Below are 16,324 nucleotides of genomic sequence, written 5' to 3'. Positions count from 1 at the left end.
GAGGGCCTTTCCCGGAAATCAGGGGCGGCCGCGCACGCGCGCGGCCCTCCTCAAGACCCTCAAACCTGCACCGCTCGCTGCTCCTGGGTCCAGCCGTTGAAGCCACCTGCCAGCGACAGTGGCTCGACAAATCCCAGCCGTTTCAGGGCTTCGGCTGCCAGCGCGCTGCGGCCGCCGCTGCGGCAATACAGGGCAATGGGCTGATCGCGATGCGCCAACGCGGGGTCCTTGACGAAATTGACTGCAGGATGGCCGTCGATCTCGAATTCCAGCACGCCGCGCGGAATGTTCACAGCGCCCGGGACATGCCCTGCGGCAAACTCTGCCGGTTCGCGTACGTCGACGATCGGACAGCCGCAGCCTTGGAGCCGCAGCAGCTCGTCGGCATCGATTTCCTTGATCTGTGATCGGGCCTGGGCGATCAGATCCTGTACCGTGGTGCGCATGGGCTGCTCCGAGGGCGTCTATGATAAGATTCATCTACTTTAGATATAACTCATGTAATATGCAAGGCTGCGCCGTCGTCGTATTGCCTGGATGACGTCTGATTCCTCAGACATGGGGCAAGCGGCCCGGTCAGTCTTCCAACGGAGATCTCCCATGCAGCCTCAGGTTCGACCCTTCTTTCACGCCCCGAGCAATACCTACACCTACGTGGTGAGCGACCCGGTGACCAGGGTTGCTGCAGTGATTGATCCCTGTCTGGATTTCGATGCCAAATCGGGTCGCACCGGCGTCGATTCGGTCAGCGCGGTGCAGGACTTTCTGCGCTCTGAGGATTTGCAGCTGCGATGGATCCTCGAAACTCATGCGCATGCCGATCACCTGAGCGCCGGACGCTGGTTGAAAGCTCGGCAACCACAGGCAGTGCTGGCGATCGGCCGGGGTATCCGCGAGGTGCAGCAGACCTTCAAGTCGGTGTTCAACCTGGGCGATGGATTCGCCACCGACGGCAGCCAGTTCGACCGGTTGTTTGCCGACGGCGAACACTTTGCCATCGGCGAGCTGGATGCCGAGGTGTTGGCCACGCCCGGACACACCAATGACAGCGTCAGCTATCTGATCGGCGATGCCCTGTTCGTGGGCGATACCCTGTTCATGCCCGATGGCGGCAGTGCTCGCTGCGACTTTCCGGGCGGCAGTGCCACCCGCCTGTACCAGTCGATCCAGCGGCTGTATGCGCTGCCAGACCAGACCCGCGTGTTTGTTTGCCACGACTACGGCCCCAATGGTCGCGAATTCCGCTGTCAGACCAGCATTGGTGAACAGAAGGCCGCGAACATTCACTTGCACAACGGAATCGCCCAGGACGAGTTCGTGCGCATCCGTGAGGCCCGGGATGCCACACTGGACATGCCGACGCTGATCCTGCCCTCGATACAGGTGAACATTCGCGCCGGCGAGCTGCCTGAGCCCGAGGCCAATGGTGTGCGTTATCTGAAGCTGCCGCTGGATCAGTTCTGAGGGCTGACAGCAGCCGGCTCCTGTAGCCCGAAGTGCGCGCAGCGCTCTTCGGGCGGTGATGCCAAAGAGCCCCGGTGAGCCGCTGCGCGGGTCATCTCGGGCTACGCGCACCAGGCGGGTTCATGGCCCGTGGGCAGTCTCAGGCCGATACAGGTGGCTCTCCATGAACCCATATCGCAAGTCGTTGATTTTCTTTGTGCACCTGTAGGAGCGCCCTTACGGCGCGACCGCCGCTTCGGACGTGCGGCTTCGCGGTCGCGACGCGAGGTCGCTCCTACAGGCAAGTTCGTGGTTCATGGCCCGTGGGCAGTGTCGGGCCGATGCAGGTGATTCGCAATGAGCCGTCCACCGCAGACGATGCCGGCCGGAAGATTGCCGCGGACACTCCGAAACTGATCAGACCCACCTAATTCATGTGTAACTAATTTAGCGGGTTTCTTCGCTCTGCCCCTGGAACCTCGCCGGCCCGTGACGGAAATCTATCCGCAAGGCATTGATTTGAATGAAGAGCGCTCGTGATTTTGCGGCGTCTTGCTGCATGCCGAGATGTTGCGGTGCACGGTTGACAGCCGCTGTGGGCATCATGAAAACTCACTGAACATACCCGGGGTGGTATCTGATGCGCCCCGAACGGTTGACCCATGCACGGCACCTGGGAGGGTGAACATGAGTTCAGAGGCGAAGCCGTTATGGCGTCCGCATGCAGCGGGTTTGCTGCTGGGATTGGGGTTGCTGTTGACCTTCCTGCTGACCGGCCATGGGTTGGGCGGTAGCGGCTTCACGACCGCACTGGCAGCCGCCGGCGCAGATGCGCTGGCGCCTTCGGCCACGGCAGGGAACAGCTACCTCGGCCCGATGGTGTCGGATGGCAACAATCCGCTGAATGCCTGGATCACCTGGCAGGTGCTGGGCGTGGCCATCGGGGCCTTCATCGGTGCGGTCTCGGCACGGCGCTTTCGTTTCGATGTTGACGGGCCGACCCGGCTGAAGAAGGCCGGCCGGCTGGCCATGGCGCTGACCGGTGGGGTCATCGCCGGTTTTGGCGCGCGCATTTCCCTGGGTTGCACCAGCGGCCTTGGACTGTCGGGCGCGGCAACGCTGGCGACCGCCGGCTTCGTGTTCCTCGGTGGCTTCTTCATCTCCGGCGCGATCTTCGGCCTGCTCACACGGAGGCTTTGGCAATGAGCTTTCCTCTCGGATACACCGGCGTCATCTCCGGCCTGGTCTGCGGCCTGGTCTTTGGATTTGCCCTGGAGCGGGCCGGCTTTGCCAGTGCCTGCAAACTTACGGCACAGCTGCGATTTCGCGACTGGGCCGTGTTCAACGTGATGTTCACCGCCATCCTCGTGTGCGCGTTCGGCCTCTACTTCCTGCAACTGGCGGGATTGGTCGCCAGTGACAGCCTGTACGTGCCGACCACGTATCTCTGGGCCACGGCGCTGGGCGGCGTGGGCGTGGGCGCCGGCATGGCCATCGGCGGTTACTGCCCTGGAACCTCGGTCGTGGGATTCATGTCCGGCAAGATCGACGGTTTGGTCTTTTTCCTCGGCATCGTGCTTGGCACCTGGGTCTTTGCCGGCGCCTACGATGCCCTCAAGCCGATGCTTGAGGCGGCGCCGGGGCCTCAGGGTCAGACCCTGTCGCAACTGCTGCATGTGCCCGATCTGGTGGTCCTGCTGGCGCTGACCGCGGTGGCGGCAGGGGTTGGCTGGTTCACCGCGCGTCCTGCTGCCCGATCCTGAACCCCCTGGGAGTACGCAAATGACATCCAAGACCTCAAAGTCACGTCAGCTCAGTGAGCGCCTTTCTGCACTGCTGATGGTGTCCGCGCTGGCGGTGTTGCCGGCGGCGTGCGCCCAGCCTGACGACAGCCAGGCCCCGACCACTGCGAAGACCGAGCCGGCGGCGCCTGCAGACACCGCGCCGGCCGATCAGCCGGCACCGGCCAATCCCTGCGCACCCAAGCCGAAGAAGAAGCCAGCCAATCCCTGCGAGTAAGCGCTGATGAGCCGCAGCGTCCTGATCCCCGAGCCCACCACTCGCGAGCGCAGCCATCTGCGCAAGGCCGGATCGGAACTGCTGGAGGTCATGGAAATGCTGCAGCAACAGGGACGCAATGTGGTCACTGAATTGCAGGGGAAAAGACCGTCGATGACCCAGTGGCAACACTATCCAGATGACGATGCCACCGATCCGGTGAGCGGCTACCGCTGGTACTACCACGCCCATCCGGAAGCCAGCTCCCGGGGTGAGCACGGTCATTTTCATGTCTTCGCAGCGGCTTCTACTGGTCGCGGATACACCCATCTGCTGGGGCTGTCGATGTCCGCTTCAGGCCTGCCATTCCGGGCCTTCACCACCAATCGCTGGGTCACCAACGAGATCTACCAGCCGGCGGCTCGGGTACTGCGTCTGGCGCGGCGGTTCGTCATGCGGCAGCCCGCGCAATGGGCACTGGTGCACCGATGGCTGGCGGCCACGATGACGCTGTTCCGTCCGCAGATTGCATGGCTGCTGCACGAGCGTGATCGGCGCCTGGCGGCGGCGCAGATCCGTCGAGCTACCGTGTTTGAAGACCGTCGCACCCATGTGCTGTCGCAGTGTCAGCTTGATCTGCAGGCGCAGTTCAAATGGCTGGACGCTGCCGGCCCCCTCAAGATCCGCCATGGAGCCATCCGATGAAACTGCAAGCCGTGTTTGTCCTGCTGAGCTCGCTGGGTTTCGCAGCGGCCGCTGCCGAATTGCCTGGCCCGGTGGTTTCGGTTGCCTGGCTCAACGAGCATCGCGCGGAGGTGGTGGTTCTGGATGTGCGCAGTGATGTTGCCGGATTCACCACGGCGCCCGAGTGGTCCACCGACGCCAAGACCGGTGCCAAGGTGCTCGACAGCAGCGGCGGTCATATCGCTGACGCCCGGCTGGTGGACTTCAATGCCTGGCGAGTCAGCGCGACGATCGAAGGACACAAGATCGACAAGTTGATTCCCAGCGCCGAGGAAGTGCAGGCATTGATGCGGGGACTGGGCGTGGATGCCGATGACACGCTGGTCTTGACCACGCCAGGAGCCGATCCCAGCGATGTCGACATGGCCGCGCGGGTGTATTGGACGCTGAAGACCTACGGCGGGACACAGATGGCCCTGCTGGATGGTGGCAATGCCGCCTGGCTGCAGGCCGGCTACCCGGTCTCGACGGACGCAGCGGTCAAGCTGGCTGCCGGCAACTGGTCGGCGGGCGAGCGCAACAGCGCCTGGCTGGCGCAGGCCGATGATCTGAAGCCCGGCAAGGGCGGCCCGCAGCTGATCGATGCGCGCCCGGTGCCGCAGTACCTGGGTGTGGTCTACAAGAAGCCGGCAGTCGCTGCCGGTGGACACGTCGAAGGCGCGGTGAACTATCCCATTGAACTGCAGACGCGCCCGGTGGGCCTGGCGCAGATGTTCCTGACGCCCGAGCAATATCGCAGCGTCATGAAGGGCCTGGGCTATGCGCCGCAGGCTGGCGCCATCACCTATTGCAATACCGGACACATGGCGGCCGGGGCCTGGTTTGTGATGAGCGAGATCATGGGCAACCCGGACACCCGTTTGTACGACGGCTCCATGCACGAGTGGACCACGCTGGGTCATCCAGTGGTTGGCGTGGGTCTCTGATCGATGGGCCTCGATCAACTCCGGTCTTCAGCGAGCGCCTTCGGCGGCAGCGCCGAGCATCTCGACCTGCATTTCCAGGTACACGCTGTAGGCATTGCGCCGATTGGCGGCCTCGAAAGTGGGCAGCTCGGCATACGCGGACCAGTCGACGGCCGCGTAGGCCTCGTCGAAGCTGCTCAGTTCTTCGACCGCAGCGCCCATCTGCGCACGCAGGAACCGCAAGTAGTCGGAGGTCAGGCGCAGGTCGTCATCGACCGCGCAGGACATATCGCCATGGCCGGGCACGATGCAGCGCGGCTGCAGTGCGCGCATGGCCTCGATATCAGCCAGCCAGCCGCGGGTGTTGCCGTCTACCACAAAGGGCAATCGACCATTGAAGTAGAGGTCGCCGGCAAACAGCACCCGCGGCGCGACCACCAGCAGCATCAGGTCGTCGGGTGCATGGGCGTGACCGGCCGAGATCAGGCGGAATGCTGTCCCGCCCAGGCTGAAATCCATGGACTCACCGGCGCGCAGATCGAGCCAGCGATCGGCCGGCAGCACACGGGTTTGCGCATCCACCCAGGGTGCCAGCGTGGACCGACGCTCCCTGAGTCGCTGCTGAGCCAGCTCGGAGTCGAGATAGATTCGGCCCTCCTGACGGGCCCAGATCTCGGCGCCTGCGGCCTTGAACACCTGCAGGCCGTAAACATGATCGGCATGGTAATGGCTGACGATCACGCGGCGCACGGGCTCGTCGGTGATGCTCTTGATGGCCTCCAGCATGGCTTGCGCCAGTGCCGGCGTGCCGAGCGCGTCGAAGACCAACACGCCATCGTCGGTGACGACGAATCCGGCATTGCTGGTGTAGCCCTGATTCTCGGCACTGGCCTGACCGGATTCCCCGCGGAAGTACCAGATGCGATCGCCCACGGCTTGGGGATGGAGGGTAGGCGGGTTCGGGCTTTCCGGCGCTTGCGCAGCGGCCGAGCCACCCAGTCCAAGCAGCAGTATCAGGATTCCAGACCAGCAACGGGGATTCATGCGCTCCAGATCAGTGATGTAGCGGGAAAGGAGGGACATCGTACCGAAAGCCGGGGCCGGAATGCAGGTACTACCCACCGTATCGGTCAAGTGGCCGCCATCGGCCGCCGCACTGGAGGATTGCAGTGAGTTCCAACCAGACCCCGCGGGGCCGCCTGCTGCGCGCACCCGAGTCCTTCCTTGATCAGAGTTTCGTCAAGGACGTGAACAAGAATGGTTTCAACGAGGAGCGCCGGAGCTGGATGCGACGTGCCTTTGGCGCTGCAGCGGCCACCGTCGCTGGCAGCGCGCTGGTCTCCCGGGCACAGGCCGAAGGCTTTGTCGGCGATCCCAATATTCTGGAGTTGCCGCCGTGGTCGACCTCGCTGGGATTGCCGGTGGCGCATCGCGGCTACGGCATGCCGGCTCAGTACGAGATGAACCTGATGCGCCGGGAAAGCCCGGGGCTGGCCAGTGTGGCCCAGGCCTCGGTGGCATTCACGCCGCTGCAGGGCATGTTCGGCATCATCACGGCGTCGGGGCTGCATTTCGAGCGTCACCATCAGGGCTGGGTGGAGATCGACCCATCCAGGCACCGCCTGATGGTCATGGGTCTGGTGAAGAACCCCAAGGTCTACACCATGGACGATCTGATGCGCCTGCCTTCGGTCTCGCGCATTCATTTCATCGAGTGCGGTGCCAACACCGCCATGGAATGGGGCAATGTGGCGGTGCCAACCGTGCAGTACACCCACGGCATGCTCGCCGGCAATGAGTACACCGGCGTGCTGCTGTCCACGTTGCTCGACGATTGCGGGATCGATCGCAAGAAGGCCCGCTATCTGTTGGCCGAAGGCGCAGATGGCTCGGGCATGACCCGCACCATCGATATCGACCGGGCGCTGGACGACGCCATGGTGGCCTACGGCTCCAATGGCGAGATGATCCGCCCCGAGAATGGCTATCCGCTGCGTCTGGTGGTGCCCGGTGTGCAGGGCGTGTCCTGGGTCAAATGGCTGCGCCGCATCGAAGTCGGTGATCAGCCCTATGGCGCCAAGGACGAGAACTCGGGCTACTCGGATCTGATGCCGGACGGCATGCAGCGCCAGTACACCTCGATCCAGGAAGCCAAGTCGGTGATCACCTCGCCCTCGGGTGGTCAGACGCTGCTCGACAAGGGCTACTACAACGTCACCGGTCTGGCCTGGACCGGTCGCGGATCGGTCAAGCGCGTGGATGTGTCCTTCGACGGTGGCAACAACTGGCAAACCGCCAGGCTGGAGACCCCGATCCTGCCGAAGGCATTGACTCGCTTCAACATCGGCTGGGTCTGGGATGGCAGTCCGGCGATTCTGCAAAGCCGGGTGATCGACTCGACCGGATTCGTGCAGCCGACCTATGCCCAGCTGCGGGCGGTGCGCGGCACCCGTTCGGTGTACCACAACAACGCGATCCAGTCCTGGAAGGTCGCCGAGAGCGGAGAGGTGAGCAATGTCCAGGTGGGGTGACGGGGCAGGGGGCAGGGTGCAGGGGGCGGGGGTGCTCCTCGGTGTGCTGGCAGGTTTTGGCCTGTCGATCTCGACGGCGCCGGCCAGTGCCTTCGAGGGCATCGGTCGCACCGCTACGGAGGCCGAGATCCGGGCCTGGGATATCGACGTGCGCCCCGATTTCGTCGGGCTGCCGCCGGGCTCGGGCAGCGTGGCCGACGGCGAGATGCTGTGGATCGAAAAGTGCAGCTCCTGTCACGGCGATTTCGGCGACGCCAATCATGTGTTCCCGCCGTTGATCGGCAACACCACGGCAGAAGACATCAAGACGGGTCGCGTAGCTGCGCTGCGCGAGGGTGGGCGCACGCGCACCACGATCATGAAGGTGTCGACCGTGTCGACGCTGTGGGATTTCATCAACCGGGCGATGCCCTGGGACAAGCCGAAGTCACTGAAGCCCGATGAGGTCTATGCGGTGCTGGCCTATCTGCTGAATCTGGCCGACATCGTGCCGGCCGACTATGTGCTCAGCAATGAAAACATCGATTGGGTGCAGTCGCGCATGCCCAATCGCAACGGCATGACCCTGGACCACGGTCTGTGGAAGATCGACGGCAAGCCGGACACGCACAACAAGGCCTGCATGAAGAACTGTTTGCCCGCGCCGGTGATCAGTTCCGAGCTGCCCGAGTTTGCCCGTAGCGCCCACGGCGAGTTGCTCAAGCAGACCCGCGAATACGGTGCCATTCGCGGTACCCGGACGCTGCCGGAACCGGAGCCTGAAGCGGCTGCCGAGCCCGTCTCCAAGGTGCCGCGGGACGTGCTGACCGCCAATGGCTGTCTGGCGTGTCATGGCCTGGACGGCAAGGTCATTGGCCCGGGCTTCAATCAGGTGGCAGAGAAATACCAGGCACGCGCCGACGCTCTCGAGTACTTGAAGGGCCGCATCCGCAATGGTGGCACCGGCAGCTGGGGCGATGTGCTGATGCCGCCGATGCCGCAGCTGTCGGAATCGGATCTGGACCGCATCGCCCTGTGGCTCAGCGAAGGCGCCGAACACTGATGCGCCCGAACCCGAAACTTTCCATGAATCCATTACTTGAACACCACCGGAGACCCTCATGAACATGCACCGCCGTTCCTTCCTGGCGATGAGTGCCTCGCTAGTCGCCGTGGCCACCACGGCAGCACTGTGGCCGCTGCGAGCGCTTGCCGAATGGGTGCGACCGCAGGCCGCCTTTGAAGCCAAGGCGCTCGACGCGGTGTACGCCAGTCTCGGCGGTACACCTGAAGACAGCGATCAGATCACCTTCATGAGCCCGGAAATCGCCGAAAACGGCGCCGTGGTGCCGGTCAGCGTCAGCAGCAAGATCGCTGGCACCGACCAGATCGCGATTCTGGTGGAGATGAATCCGAATCCGCTGGCGGCGCTGTTCCTGATCCCCGAAGGCACCGAGCCCGGTGTCTCCACCCGCGTCAAGGTGGCCCAGACCTGCAGGCTGCAGGCCCTGGTTCATGCCGATGGCAAGTGGTACCGCAGCTCACGCGAGACCAAGGTCACTCTGGGTGGGTGTGGCGGGTGAAGCGAGAGCGTTTATCCGCAAAGGACGCAAAGGACGCCAAGAAAAGCGCAGAGATGGATGAGACAGTCAGAATTCTCTTTACCTGATCAAGCTGCTTTCCTTTGCGTACTTTGCGTCCTTCGCGGACAAAAAACACAGTCATCGGGCTTGCGAATAGTCAGGTGACGAGATCGAGACAACAGGAGTAGAGACATGGGTAACCCGATGCGCATACGCGCGACCACCACTGACGGTGTGACCGAGGTCAAGGCCTTGATGTCGCATCCGATGGAAACCGGTTTGCGCAAGGACAGCAGTGGCGAGGCGGTGCCGGCTCATCACATCAAGCAGGTGATCGCCAAGCACAACGACAAGGTGGTGCTGGCGGCCGAGTGGGGCGCTGCGGTGTCGCAGAACCCCTTCTTGCAGTTCCGCTTCAACGGCGGTGCGCCGGGCGACAAGGTCAGCATCGAATGGACCGACAACACTGGAGACAGTCGCAAGGACGAGGTCGTGCTGACCTGAGCCTGCGTCTCGCCATCGTCCCCGTCTGCGGAGTGTGCTGATGAACATCCAACTCAAACTGAGCCTGATCCTGTGCCTGTTGCTGGGCGGGGCACAAGCGGCCTCGGCCGAGGGCGACGACGACATGTTCGCCGAGTACCGCGCCATGTTTGGCGATGACAACCCGGCCGAGCTGGTGGAGATGCAGGGCGAGGAGCTCTGGAATGCCGAGCGCGGGCCCAAGAAGGTGTCACTGGCGACCTGTGATTTCGGACTGGGCGCAGGTGTGCTGGCAGGCGCCTATGCGCAACTGCCGCGCTATTTCGCCGATACCGGTCAGGTGATGGATCTGGAGAGCCGGCTGCTGTATTGCATGGAGTCGATCCAGGGCATGGATGTGAGTGCCCTGCGCCAGCATCCGTACTCCGAACAAGGGCAGCCGCAAACCGATCTGGAAAGCCTGTCGGCCTATATCGCAGCGCAGTCGCGGGGCATGCCGGTAGCGGTACCGCAGAGCCACGAACTCGAGCGCCAGGCCTTTGCCGACGGCGCGAAGATGTTCAATTTCCGGGCAGGCCCGCATGATTTTTCCTGCGCCACCTGCCATGGCCAGAGTGGCAAGCGCATCCGCTTGCAGGCTTTGCCGCAGCTGAACACGCCCGAAGGTGCACGCAGTTCCTTCGGCAGCTGGCCGGCCTACCGGATTTCGCAGGGCGCCGTGCGCACCATCGAATGGCGCATGGCCGATTGCATGCGGCAACAGCGTCTGCCTGGACTGGTGCTGGGCTCCAAGGTGGCCATCGACCTGATCACCTATCTGGGTGTGCAGGCCAATGGCGCCGACATGTCCGCCCCCGGTTTGAAGCGATAGGAGTTCCAGATCATGACCCACTATCGCCATCGAATCAGCGCGTTCACCTTGATGCTGGCGGCTGCATGGATCGCCGACGGAGCCGCAGCCAAGGACAAGCCCCGTCCTGCCGCCAAGGTGGTCGAAGCAGCGCTGGCCGACTCCTTCGAAGCCAAGGGGCAGGCGGGCCTGGATCGCTTGAAGCAGGACAAGATGCAGCAGATCTGCAGCGAGTACGAGGGCAAGCCGGTGCCCGACGAACTGGCACAACAGATCATCGACGAAGCCAGTGCCGGCTTGCGCTTTCCGGCAGATGGCCAGTACTTCGGCGATTGGCGTGGCGGTGAGAAGATCGCCAAGACCGGTACCGGATTGCAGAGCAGCGATGACCCGGCCATCGCCAATGGCGGCAACTGCTACGCCTGCCACCAGATGGCCGCCGAAGAGATGGCCTACGGCACACTGGCGCCGACGCTGGCCGAGTACGGCAAGTTGCGCGGCAACAGCGAGCCGATCGTGCGATATGCGTGGACGCGCTTGTGGAACTCGCATGCCTACAACCCGTGCTCGCACATGCCGCGTTTCGGCGCCGCCGGCATCCTCACCGAGGCCCAGCTCAAGGATGTGATGGCCTATCTGTTTGATCCGCAGTCGCCGGTCAACCAGAGCGGTGCCGCGCCATGATGCAGCGCCGCGAATTCCTGCAGGTGCTGGCAGCGGCCGCCGTTGCCGGCAGCCTGCCGGGCTGCGGGCGGGTGCGTCCGGATCGGGGTTTTGCCGGGCTCTACGAGGCGCCGCGCAGCGGCAATGTGCATCTGCTGCACTTCACCGACAGCCACGCCCAGCTGCTGCCCATCCATTTCCGCGAGCCCTCGGTCAACCTGGGTCTGGGTGAGGCGCTGAACCGGCCGCCGCATCTGGTGGGCAAGGCCTTTCTGAAACAGTTCGGCTTGCAGCCCGACACCCCGGCGGCGCACGCCTTCACCTCGCTCGACTTCGTCGAGGCCGCTCGACGCTATGGGCGGGTCGGTGGCTTCGCCCATCTGGCCACGCTGGTCAAACAGCTGCGGGCCTCGCGCCCTGGTGCGCTGCTGCTGGACGGCGGTGATACCTGGCAGGGTTCGGCCACGGCACTGTGGACGCGCGGCCAGGACATGGTGGATGCCTGCAAATTGTTGGGTGTCGACGTCATGACCGGACACTGGGAGTTCACGTTCGGCGCCGAGCGTGTGCAGCAGATCATCGATCAGGATTTCGCCGGCAAGGTGGATTTCGTTGCCCACAACGTGGAAACCCGTGACTTCGGCGATGCCGTCTTCAAGCCTTATGTGATCCGCGAGAGTGGCGGCGTGCCGGTGGCGATCATCGGTCAGGCTTTTCCATACACGCCGATTGCCAATCCAGCCCATCTGATTCCCGACTGGAGCTTCGGCATCCAGGAAGAACATCTGCAATCGATGATCAATCAGGCCCGCGGCGAGGGTGCGCAGGTGGTGGTGCTCCTGTCGCACAACGGCATGGATGTGGATCTGAAACTGGCCTCGCGCGTGCGCGGGCTGAACGCCATTCTCGGTGGTCACACCCACGATGGTGTGCCGACGCCGACGCTCGTCAGCAATGGCGGCGGGCAAACGCTGGTCACCAATGCCGGCAGCAATGGCAAGTTCCTCGGTGTGCTCGATTTCGATGTGCGCGACGGCAAGGTGTTGGGTCACCAGTACCGTTTGCTGCCGGTGTTCGCCGATGCGCTCGCCGCAGACCCGGAGATGTCGGCACTGATTACCCGCGTCCGTGAGCCCTATCTGGATCGCCTCAACGAGCCGCTGGCGGTCACCGATGATCTGCTCTACCGCCGCGGCAACTTCAACGGCAGTTTCGATCAGTTGATCCTGGACGCGCTGCTGGATGTCAAGGACGCCCAGATCGCCTTTTCGCCGGGCTTCCGCTGGGGCACCAGCTTGCTGCCCGGCGACACCATCCGCATGGAACAGCTGATGGACCAGACCGCGATCACCTATCCGCAGAGCACGCTGACGGAGATGAAGGGATCGATGATCAAGACCATCCTGGAGGACGTGGCCGACAATCTGTTCAATGCCGATCCCTACTACCAGCAGGGCGGCGACATGGTGCGTGTGGGCGGCATGGATTACGCCATTGAGCCGGGCGCGCCCGCCGGGCAGCGCATCCGCGACATGACCCTGGGCGGCAAGGCCATCGAGGCCGAGCGCAGCTACAAGGTGGCCGGCTGGGCGCCGGTGGCAGCCAATGCCGAGGGCGAGCCGATCTGGGATGTGGTGGCGACCTGGTTGCGCAGCCAGAAACGGGTGTCACCGCGGCCGCCGCAACAGCCACGGCTGATCGGCATCAGTGACAACCAGGGCCTGGACGCATGAAATCGAAACGCTCAGGCGTATTTGCTGAGGATGCCAAGCACCTCGGTCATGCGTTCCTGGCGCTCGTGGCCATCGGCGCTGTCGCCAATTTCGCTTTCGAGCGTGCACGCCATCATTTCAAAGAAGGCGCGATCCAGCGCTTTGCGTACTGCCGCCAGCTGCTGCGCGATGTCCTGGCACGGTTCGTCCTGCTCGATCATCCGCAGCACACCCCGAATCTGGCCCTCGGCGCGCCGCAGGCGCAGCACGACGCCGCGTTTGTGTTCATTGCGGCGGTTCTCAGGATTGTCGGCCACGGCGCAGCGCGCAGGAGTGCGTCGTTTCAGCTTGGAATTGGTCGAGGCGCTGGGCATGGCGGCTTTCTGGATGTGGATGGCCCGATTTTGCCACAGCGGGTCTCCCGATTCCCGGTATGCCCGATCTTTGAGCCTCGCCATGTCCGCTGACTCACTCCACCTGGCGATGACCGGCGGCCTGATGATCGGCGCTGCCGCGGCCCTGCTGTACTGGCTCAATGGTCGCATCGCCGGTGTCAGCGGCATCTTCGGTGATCTCTTTCTGGAACGCGGCGACGGCCACTGGCCCTGGCGGGCGGCCTTCCTGGCGGGATTGATGATCGGCTTTCTGCTGGTGCGCTCGCTGCATCCCGAACTGGCCCGGATCCATCTGCAGAGCGGGCCGTGGGCCTTGATCGCCGCTGGCCTGCTGGTCGGCTACGGCACCCGCATGAGCAGCGGCTGCACCTCCGGCCATGGTGTTTGCGGTATTGCCCGCATCTCCAGGCGATCGCTGCTGGCCACGGGTTCCTTCATGTTCGCGGCGATGCTCACAGTGGCGGTGGTTCGCCACTCGGGTGTGGTTCGATGAGACCGGTCACGGCACTGGCTTGCGGCACCTTGTTCGGTGCCGGGCTGGCGCTGTCGGGCATGACCGACCCAACTCGGGTGCTGGGATTTCTGGATGTGCTGGGCAATTGGGATCCAACGCTGCTGGTGGTGATGGCCGGTGCAGTGCTGGTGAGCCTGCCGGCCTTTCAGTGGGCACGGCGACACCCGCGGCCCTTGCTGGATGTCCAGTTCTTTCAGCCGGAACGCACGCGAATCGACGCTGATCTGTTGATCGGCTCGGTTGTGTTCGGCATCGGTTGGGGCATGGCCGGTCTGTGTCCCGGTCCAGCGCTTGCCGGCCTGGCATCAGGGCGCTGGGAAATCGCGTTGTTCGTCGCCGCAATGGCGGCTGGTATGGCCCTGCGCAGCTGGCAGATTCGCCGGCGCGCTGGCGCGGGGAGTCTTCGATGTTCAACCTGAGTTATCGCCACCGGAATCTGGTGCGGCGCAGGCGCCGCCACTAGAGCCACCACCAGCCGGAACGCGCCGCGTCGCCGGCGCCAAGAGGGGGAATTGCATGTCCAGTTCGTATACACCCGGTAGTATTGTTGCCCGTGCTCTGCCAGCTGCACTGCTGCTGATCCTGGGTGGTCCTGCGACAGCCACGAATGGCTATTTCGCCCACGGCTACGGCACCAAGAGCAAGGCCATGGCCGGCACCGGCGTTTCCTTGTCGCTGGACACCCTGGCGCCCGCCACCAATCCCGCGGGCCTCGCCGGCGTCGACGAGCAGATCGATTTGGGCATTGCCTATTTCTCTCCGGATCGCGGCTATGACGTCACCGGTGCTGCCACCGGCGCTTGCCTGTCACCGCAGCAATGTACCTTTGGTATCGGCCCGGAATCCCGGCGCAGTGACCGCGATTACTTCCTGATTCCGCATTTCGGCATGGCCCGCAAGTGGAGCGACGAGGTCACGGTGGGTCTTGCGGTCTACGGCAACGGCGGCATGAACACGCGCTACGTCGGCGGCTCGGCCACGGTCGGTGCGCCCATGGGGACCGTGCCACCGGGCACCGCGTTCACTCTGCCCGGTACCTTTGGCTCCGGCACCGCCGGGGTCGACCTGATCCAGTTGTTTGTGGCTCCCACCTACGCGCGCAAGTTCGAGAACGGCGTCAGCATCGGCATCTCGCCGATTCTGGCCATGCAGTCCTTCGAGGCGCGTGGACTCGGCAGCTTTGCGCCCTTCTCCTCGGCGCCGACCAAGCTGACCAACAACGGTCATGACCGCTCCTACGGTCTGGGCCTGAAGCTGGGCTTCCAGGCACCGATTGGCGACAGCGCACGCTTCGGTGCTTCGTATCAGACCAAGATGTCGATGAGTGAGTTCGACAGCTACGCCGGCTTGTTTGCGGGGCAGGGTGACTTCGACATTCCCGCCTCGGCGACGGTGGGCTTTTCGGTCGATGCCAGCGAGGCCTTGACCCTGGCCTTCGACATCGAATGGATCGGCTACGGCGGTATCGATTCCATCGCCAATCCGATCTTCCCGAACCTGCAGCAGGCTCCGCTGGGTGCCGATGGTGGGGCGGGCTTCGGCTGGAACGACATGACCGTGTACAAGTTCGGGGCTGCCTGGAAAGCCGATGCCCAGAGCACCTGGCGCTTCGGTTACAGCTTTGGCAACCAGCCCATCGATTCCAGCGAGGTCCTGTTCAACATCCTGGCGCCAGGCGTGATCGAGCAGCATTTCACGGTCGGATACTCGCGCGACACCGAGGGCGGCAACGGTTGGGCGGTCGCAGTCATGTACGCCCCATCGAAAACGGTCAGTGGCATCAATCCGCTGGATCCGGCCCAGAACATCAAGTTCGACATGAGTCAGTTTGAACTTGAGTTCAGCTACACCTTCGGCAGATAGGTGTAGCGCTGCTCGATGCGCGACATCTGCTGCCCGAACCTCGTCGGCGGCCGTTCCGGTCGCCGACGCTCAGGGCTTGATGTAGGCGGCGCCTTCCGCGATCTGCAGTCGGGCGATTTCGGCGACGCCCGACGGCACGATCTGCACGTCTGGCAACAGGCTTGCGGCGTCGATGTGGCGACCCTTGAGGGTATTGCCACAGACGCGGAACTCCACGCCCTCCAGCATCAGCGGGTCGACCAGCGCGTCATAGGAATTGCCGCGGTCGTCGGCGTGGCCATCGACCAGGAAGTCGACGCCAGCACCGAGCGCCACCACCACGATGCGGATGCCCGGATCGGCCGCATGGTGGTTGGTGATATTGCGCAGCATCGGGATGGCACGCTCGCTGTCGTCGATATGGTAGACGACCGTGCGCCGGGGCTCGGTGGCATCACCCGCGATCAGTCCCGGACTGGCACACAGCGCCCACAAGGCAAACAGCAGCAACGAGGGCAGGCGGCGGTAGCGTTTCGGGGACATGGGGCGAAATCCTGGTGGCAACTGAGGGCTGCGAATCAGCGCCGTTTGCGGGCGCCGCTGGGGCCAGTGTACCGAAGGTGCCTGGGCATGAACTTGATCGTGGCATGGGAAATCGTGCCGACCTTGATATGCATCATGC

20 protein-coding genes are annotated in these 16,324 nt (G+C 63.9%); 16 read left to right on the top strand and 4 right to left on the bottom strand.

Features of this window, described 5'->3' with window-relative positions:
- Positions 1-59: 59 nt before the first annotated feature.
- The gene (locus tag H7A19_05330; protein MCP5474246.1) at positions 60-446 is read right to left on the bottom strand and encodes a hypothetical protein; all 387 of its coding nucleotides are present in this window, start codon (positions 444-446) and stop codon (positions 60-62) included.
- A 154-nt stretch (positions 447-600) separates the two neighbouring features.
- Here H7A19_05330 and H7A19_05325 point away from each other — a divergent pair, with 154 nt between their 5' ends.
- From H7A19_05325 to H7A19_05300, 6 genes are all read left to right on the top strand, one after another.
- Complete coding sequence (locus H7A19_05325) at positions 601-1,464, top strand: MBL fold metallo-hydrolase (protein MCP5474245.1); 864 nt, start codon at positions 601-603, stop codon at positions 1,462-1,464.
- Positions 1,465-2,130: 666 nt separating this feature from the next.
- Positions 2,131-2,649: a YeeE/YedE family protein gene (locus H7A19_05320; protein ID MCP5474244.1), complete on the top strand. Its 519-nt coding sequence runs from the start codon at positions 2,131-2,133 to the stop codon at positions 2,647-2,649.
- Positions 2,646-3,206, top strand: a complete 561-nt coding sequence (locus H7A19_05315) for a YeeE/YedE family protein (protein MCP5474243.1) — start codon at positions 2,646-2,648, stop codon at positions 3,204-3,206. The genes H7A19_05320 and H7A19_05315 overlap by 4 nt, the downstream gene beginning before the upstream one ends.
- Positions 3,207-3,225: 19 nt before the next feature.
- Complete coding sequence (locus tag H7A19_05310; GenBank protein MCP5474242.1) at positions 3,226-3,462, top strand: hypothetical protein; 237 nt, start codon at positions 3,226-3,228, stop codon at positions 3,460-3,462.
- A gap of 6 nt (positions 3,463-3,468) precedes the next feature.
- A complete protein-coding gene (locus tag H7A19_05305; protein MCP5474241.1) occupies positions 3,469-4,146 on the top strand; it encodes a hypothetical protein in 678 nt (225 codons plus the stop codon).
- On the top strand, positions 4,143-5,111 hold the full coding sequence (locus H7A19_05300; protein ID MCP5474240.1) for a sulfurtransferase: 969 nt from the start codon (positions 4,143-4,145) through the stop codon (positions 5,109-5,111). Before H7A19_05305 ends, H7A19_05300 begins: the two co-directional genes overlap by 4 nt.
- 27 nt (positions 5,112-5,138) lie before the next feature.
- Here the strand turns inward: H7A19_05300 and H7A19_05295 are convergent, their stop codons facing one another.
- Positions 5,139-6,173, bottom strand: coding sequence for an MBL fold metallo-hydrolase (locus tag H7A19_05295; protein ID MCP5474239.1), 1,035 nt, complete (start codon positions 6,171-6,173; stop codon positions 5,139-5,141).
- A gap of 203 nt (positions 6,174-6,376) precedes the next feature.
- Here H7A19_05295 and soxC point away from each other — a divergent pair, with 203 nt between their 5' ends.
- From soxC to soxB, 7 genes are all read left to right on the top strand, one after another.
- Complete coding sequence (gene soxC / locus H7A19_05290) at positions 6,377-7,621, top strand: sulfite dehydrogenase (protein MCP5474238.1); 1,245 nt, start codon at positions 6,377-6,379, stop codon at positions 7,619-7,621.
- Positions 7,605-8,663 carry a c-type cytochrome gene (locus tag H7A19_05285; GenBank protein ID MCP5474237.1) on the top strand — a complete coding sequence of 353 codons (1,059 nt, stop codon included), beginning with the start codon at positions 7,605-7,607 and terminating at the stop codon, positions 8,661-8,663. The genes soxC and H7A19_05285 overlap by 17 nt, the downstream gene beginning before the upstream one ends.
- A 58-nt stretch (positions 8,664-8,721) precedes the next feature.
- The gene (gene soxY, locus H7A19_05280; protein ID MCP5474236.1) at positions 8,722-9,183 is read left to right on the top strand and encodes a thiosulfate oxidation carrier protein SoxY; all 462 of its coding nucleotides are present in this window, start codon (positions 8,722-8,724) and stop codon (positions 9,181-9,183) included.
- A 192-nt stretch (positions 9,184-9,375) separates the two neighbouring features.
- Positions 9,376-9,687 (top strand): thiosulfate oxidation carrier complex protein SoxZ, encoded by a 312-nt coding sequence (gene soxZ / locus H7A19_05275; GenBank protein MCP5474235.1) that lies wholly within the window; start codon positions 9,376-9,378, stop codon positions 9,685-9,687.
- Between the two features lie 40 nt (positions 9,688-9,727).
- Positions 9,728-10,537 carry a sulfur oxidation c-type cytochrome SoxA gene (soxA, locus tag H7A19_05270; protein ID MCP5474234.1) on the top strand — a complete coding sequence of 270 codons (810 nt, stop codon included), beginning with the start codon at positions 9,728-9,730 and terminating at the stop codon, positions 10,535-10,537.
- Positions 10,538-10,549: 12 nt separating this feature from the next.
- Positions 10,550-11,200, top strand: a complete 651-nt coding sequence (gene soxX / locus H7A19_05265) for a sulfur oxidation c-type cytochrome SoxX (protein ID MCP5474233.1) — start codon at positions 10,550-10,552, stop codon at positions 11,198-11,200.
- The gene (gene soxB, locus H7A19_05260) at positions 11,200-12,912 is read left to right on the top strand and encodes a thiosulfohydrolase SoxB (protein ID MCP5474232.1); all 1,713 of its coding nucleotides are present in this window, start codon (positions 11,200-11,202) and stop codon (positions 12,910-12,912) included. Before soxX ends, soxB begins: the two co-directional genes overlap by 1 nt.
- A gap of 11 nt (positions 12,913-12,923) precedes the next feature.
- On the opposite strand, the gene H7A19_05255 is transcribed toward soxB, so the two are convergent.
- On the bottom strand, positions 12,924-13,265 hold the full coding sequence (locus H7A19_05255) for a metal-sensitive transcriptional regulator (protein MCP5474231.1): 342 nt from the start codon (positions 13,263-13,265) through the stop codon (positions 12,924-12,926).
- 82 nt (positions 13,266-13,347) lie between these two features.
- Here H7A19_05255 and H7A19_05250 point away from each other — a divergent pair, with 82 nt between their 5' ends.
- The 3 genes from H7A19_05250 to H7A19_05240 all read left to right on the top strand — a co-directional run bounded on the left by H7A19_05250 (position 13,348) and on the right by H7A19_05240 (position 15,663).
- On the top strand, positions 13,348-13,779 hold the full coding sequence (locus H7A19_05250; GenBank protein ID MCP5474230.1) for a YeeE/YedE family protein: 432 nt from the start codon (positions 13,348-13,350) through the stop codon (positions 13,777-13,779).
- Positions 13,776-14,219 (top strand): YeeE/YedE family protein, encoded by a 444-nt coding sequence (locus H7A19_05245; protein MCP5474229.1) that lies wholly within the window; start codon positions 13,776-13,778, stop codon positions 14,217-14,219. Before H7A19_05250 ends, H7A19_05245 begins: the two co-directional genes overlap by 4 nt.
- Positions 14,220-14,316: 97 nt before the next feature.
- Positions 14,317-15,663, top strand: a complete 1,347-nt coding sequence (locus H7A19_05240; GenBank protein ID MCP5474228.1) for an outer membrane protein transport protein — start codon at positions 14,317-14,319, stop codon at positions 15,661-15,663.
- A 69-nt stretch (positions 15,664-15,732) separates the two neighbouring features.
- Here the strand turns inward: H7A19_05240 and H7A19_05235 are convergent, their stop codons facing one another.
- On the bottom strand, positions 15,733-16,185 hold the full coding sequence (locus tag H7A19_05235) for a DsrE family protein (protein MCP5474227.1): 453 nt from the start codon (positions 16,183-16,185) through the stop codon (positions 15,733-15,735).
- Between the last annotated feature and the right edge of the window lie 139 nt (positions 16,186-16,324).

The sequence above is a fragment of the Rhodanobacteraceae bacterium genome (assembly GCA_024234055.1).
GTDB lineage: Bacteria > Pseudomonadota > Gammaproteobacteria > Xanthomonadales > SZUA-5 > JADKFD01.
This window is presented reverse-complemented; position numbering and strand designations above follow the sequence as displayed.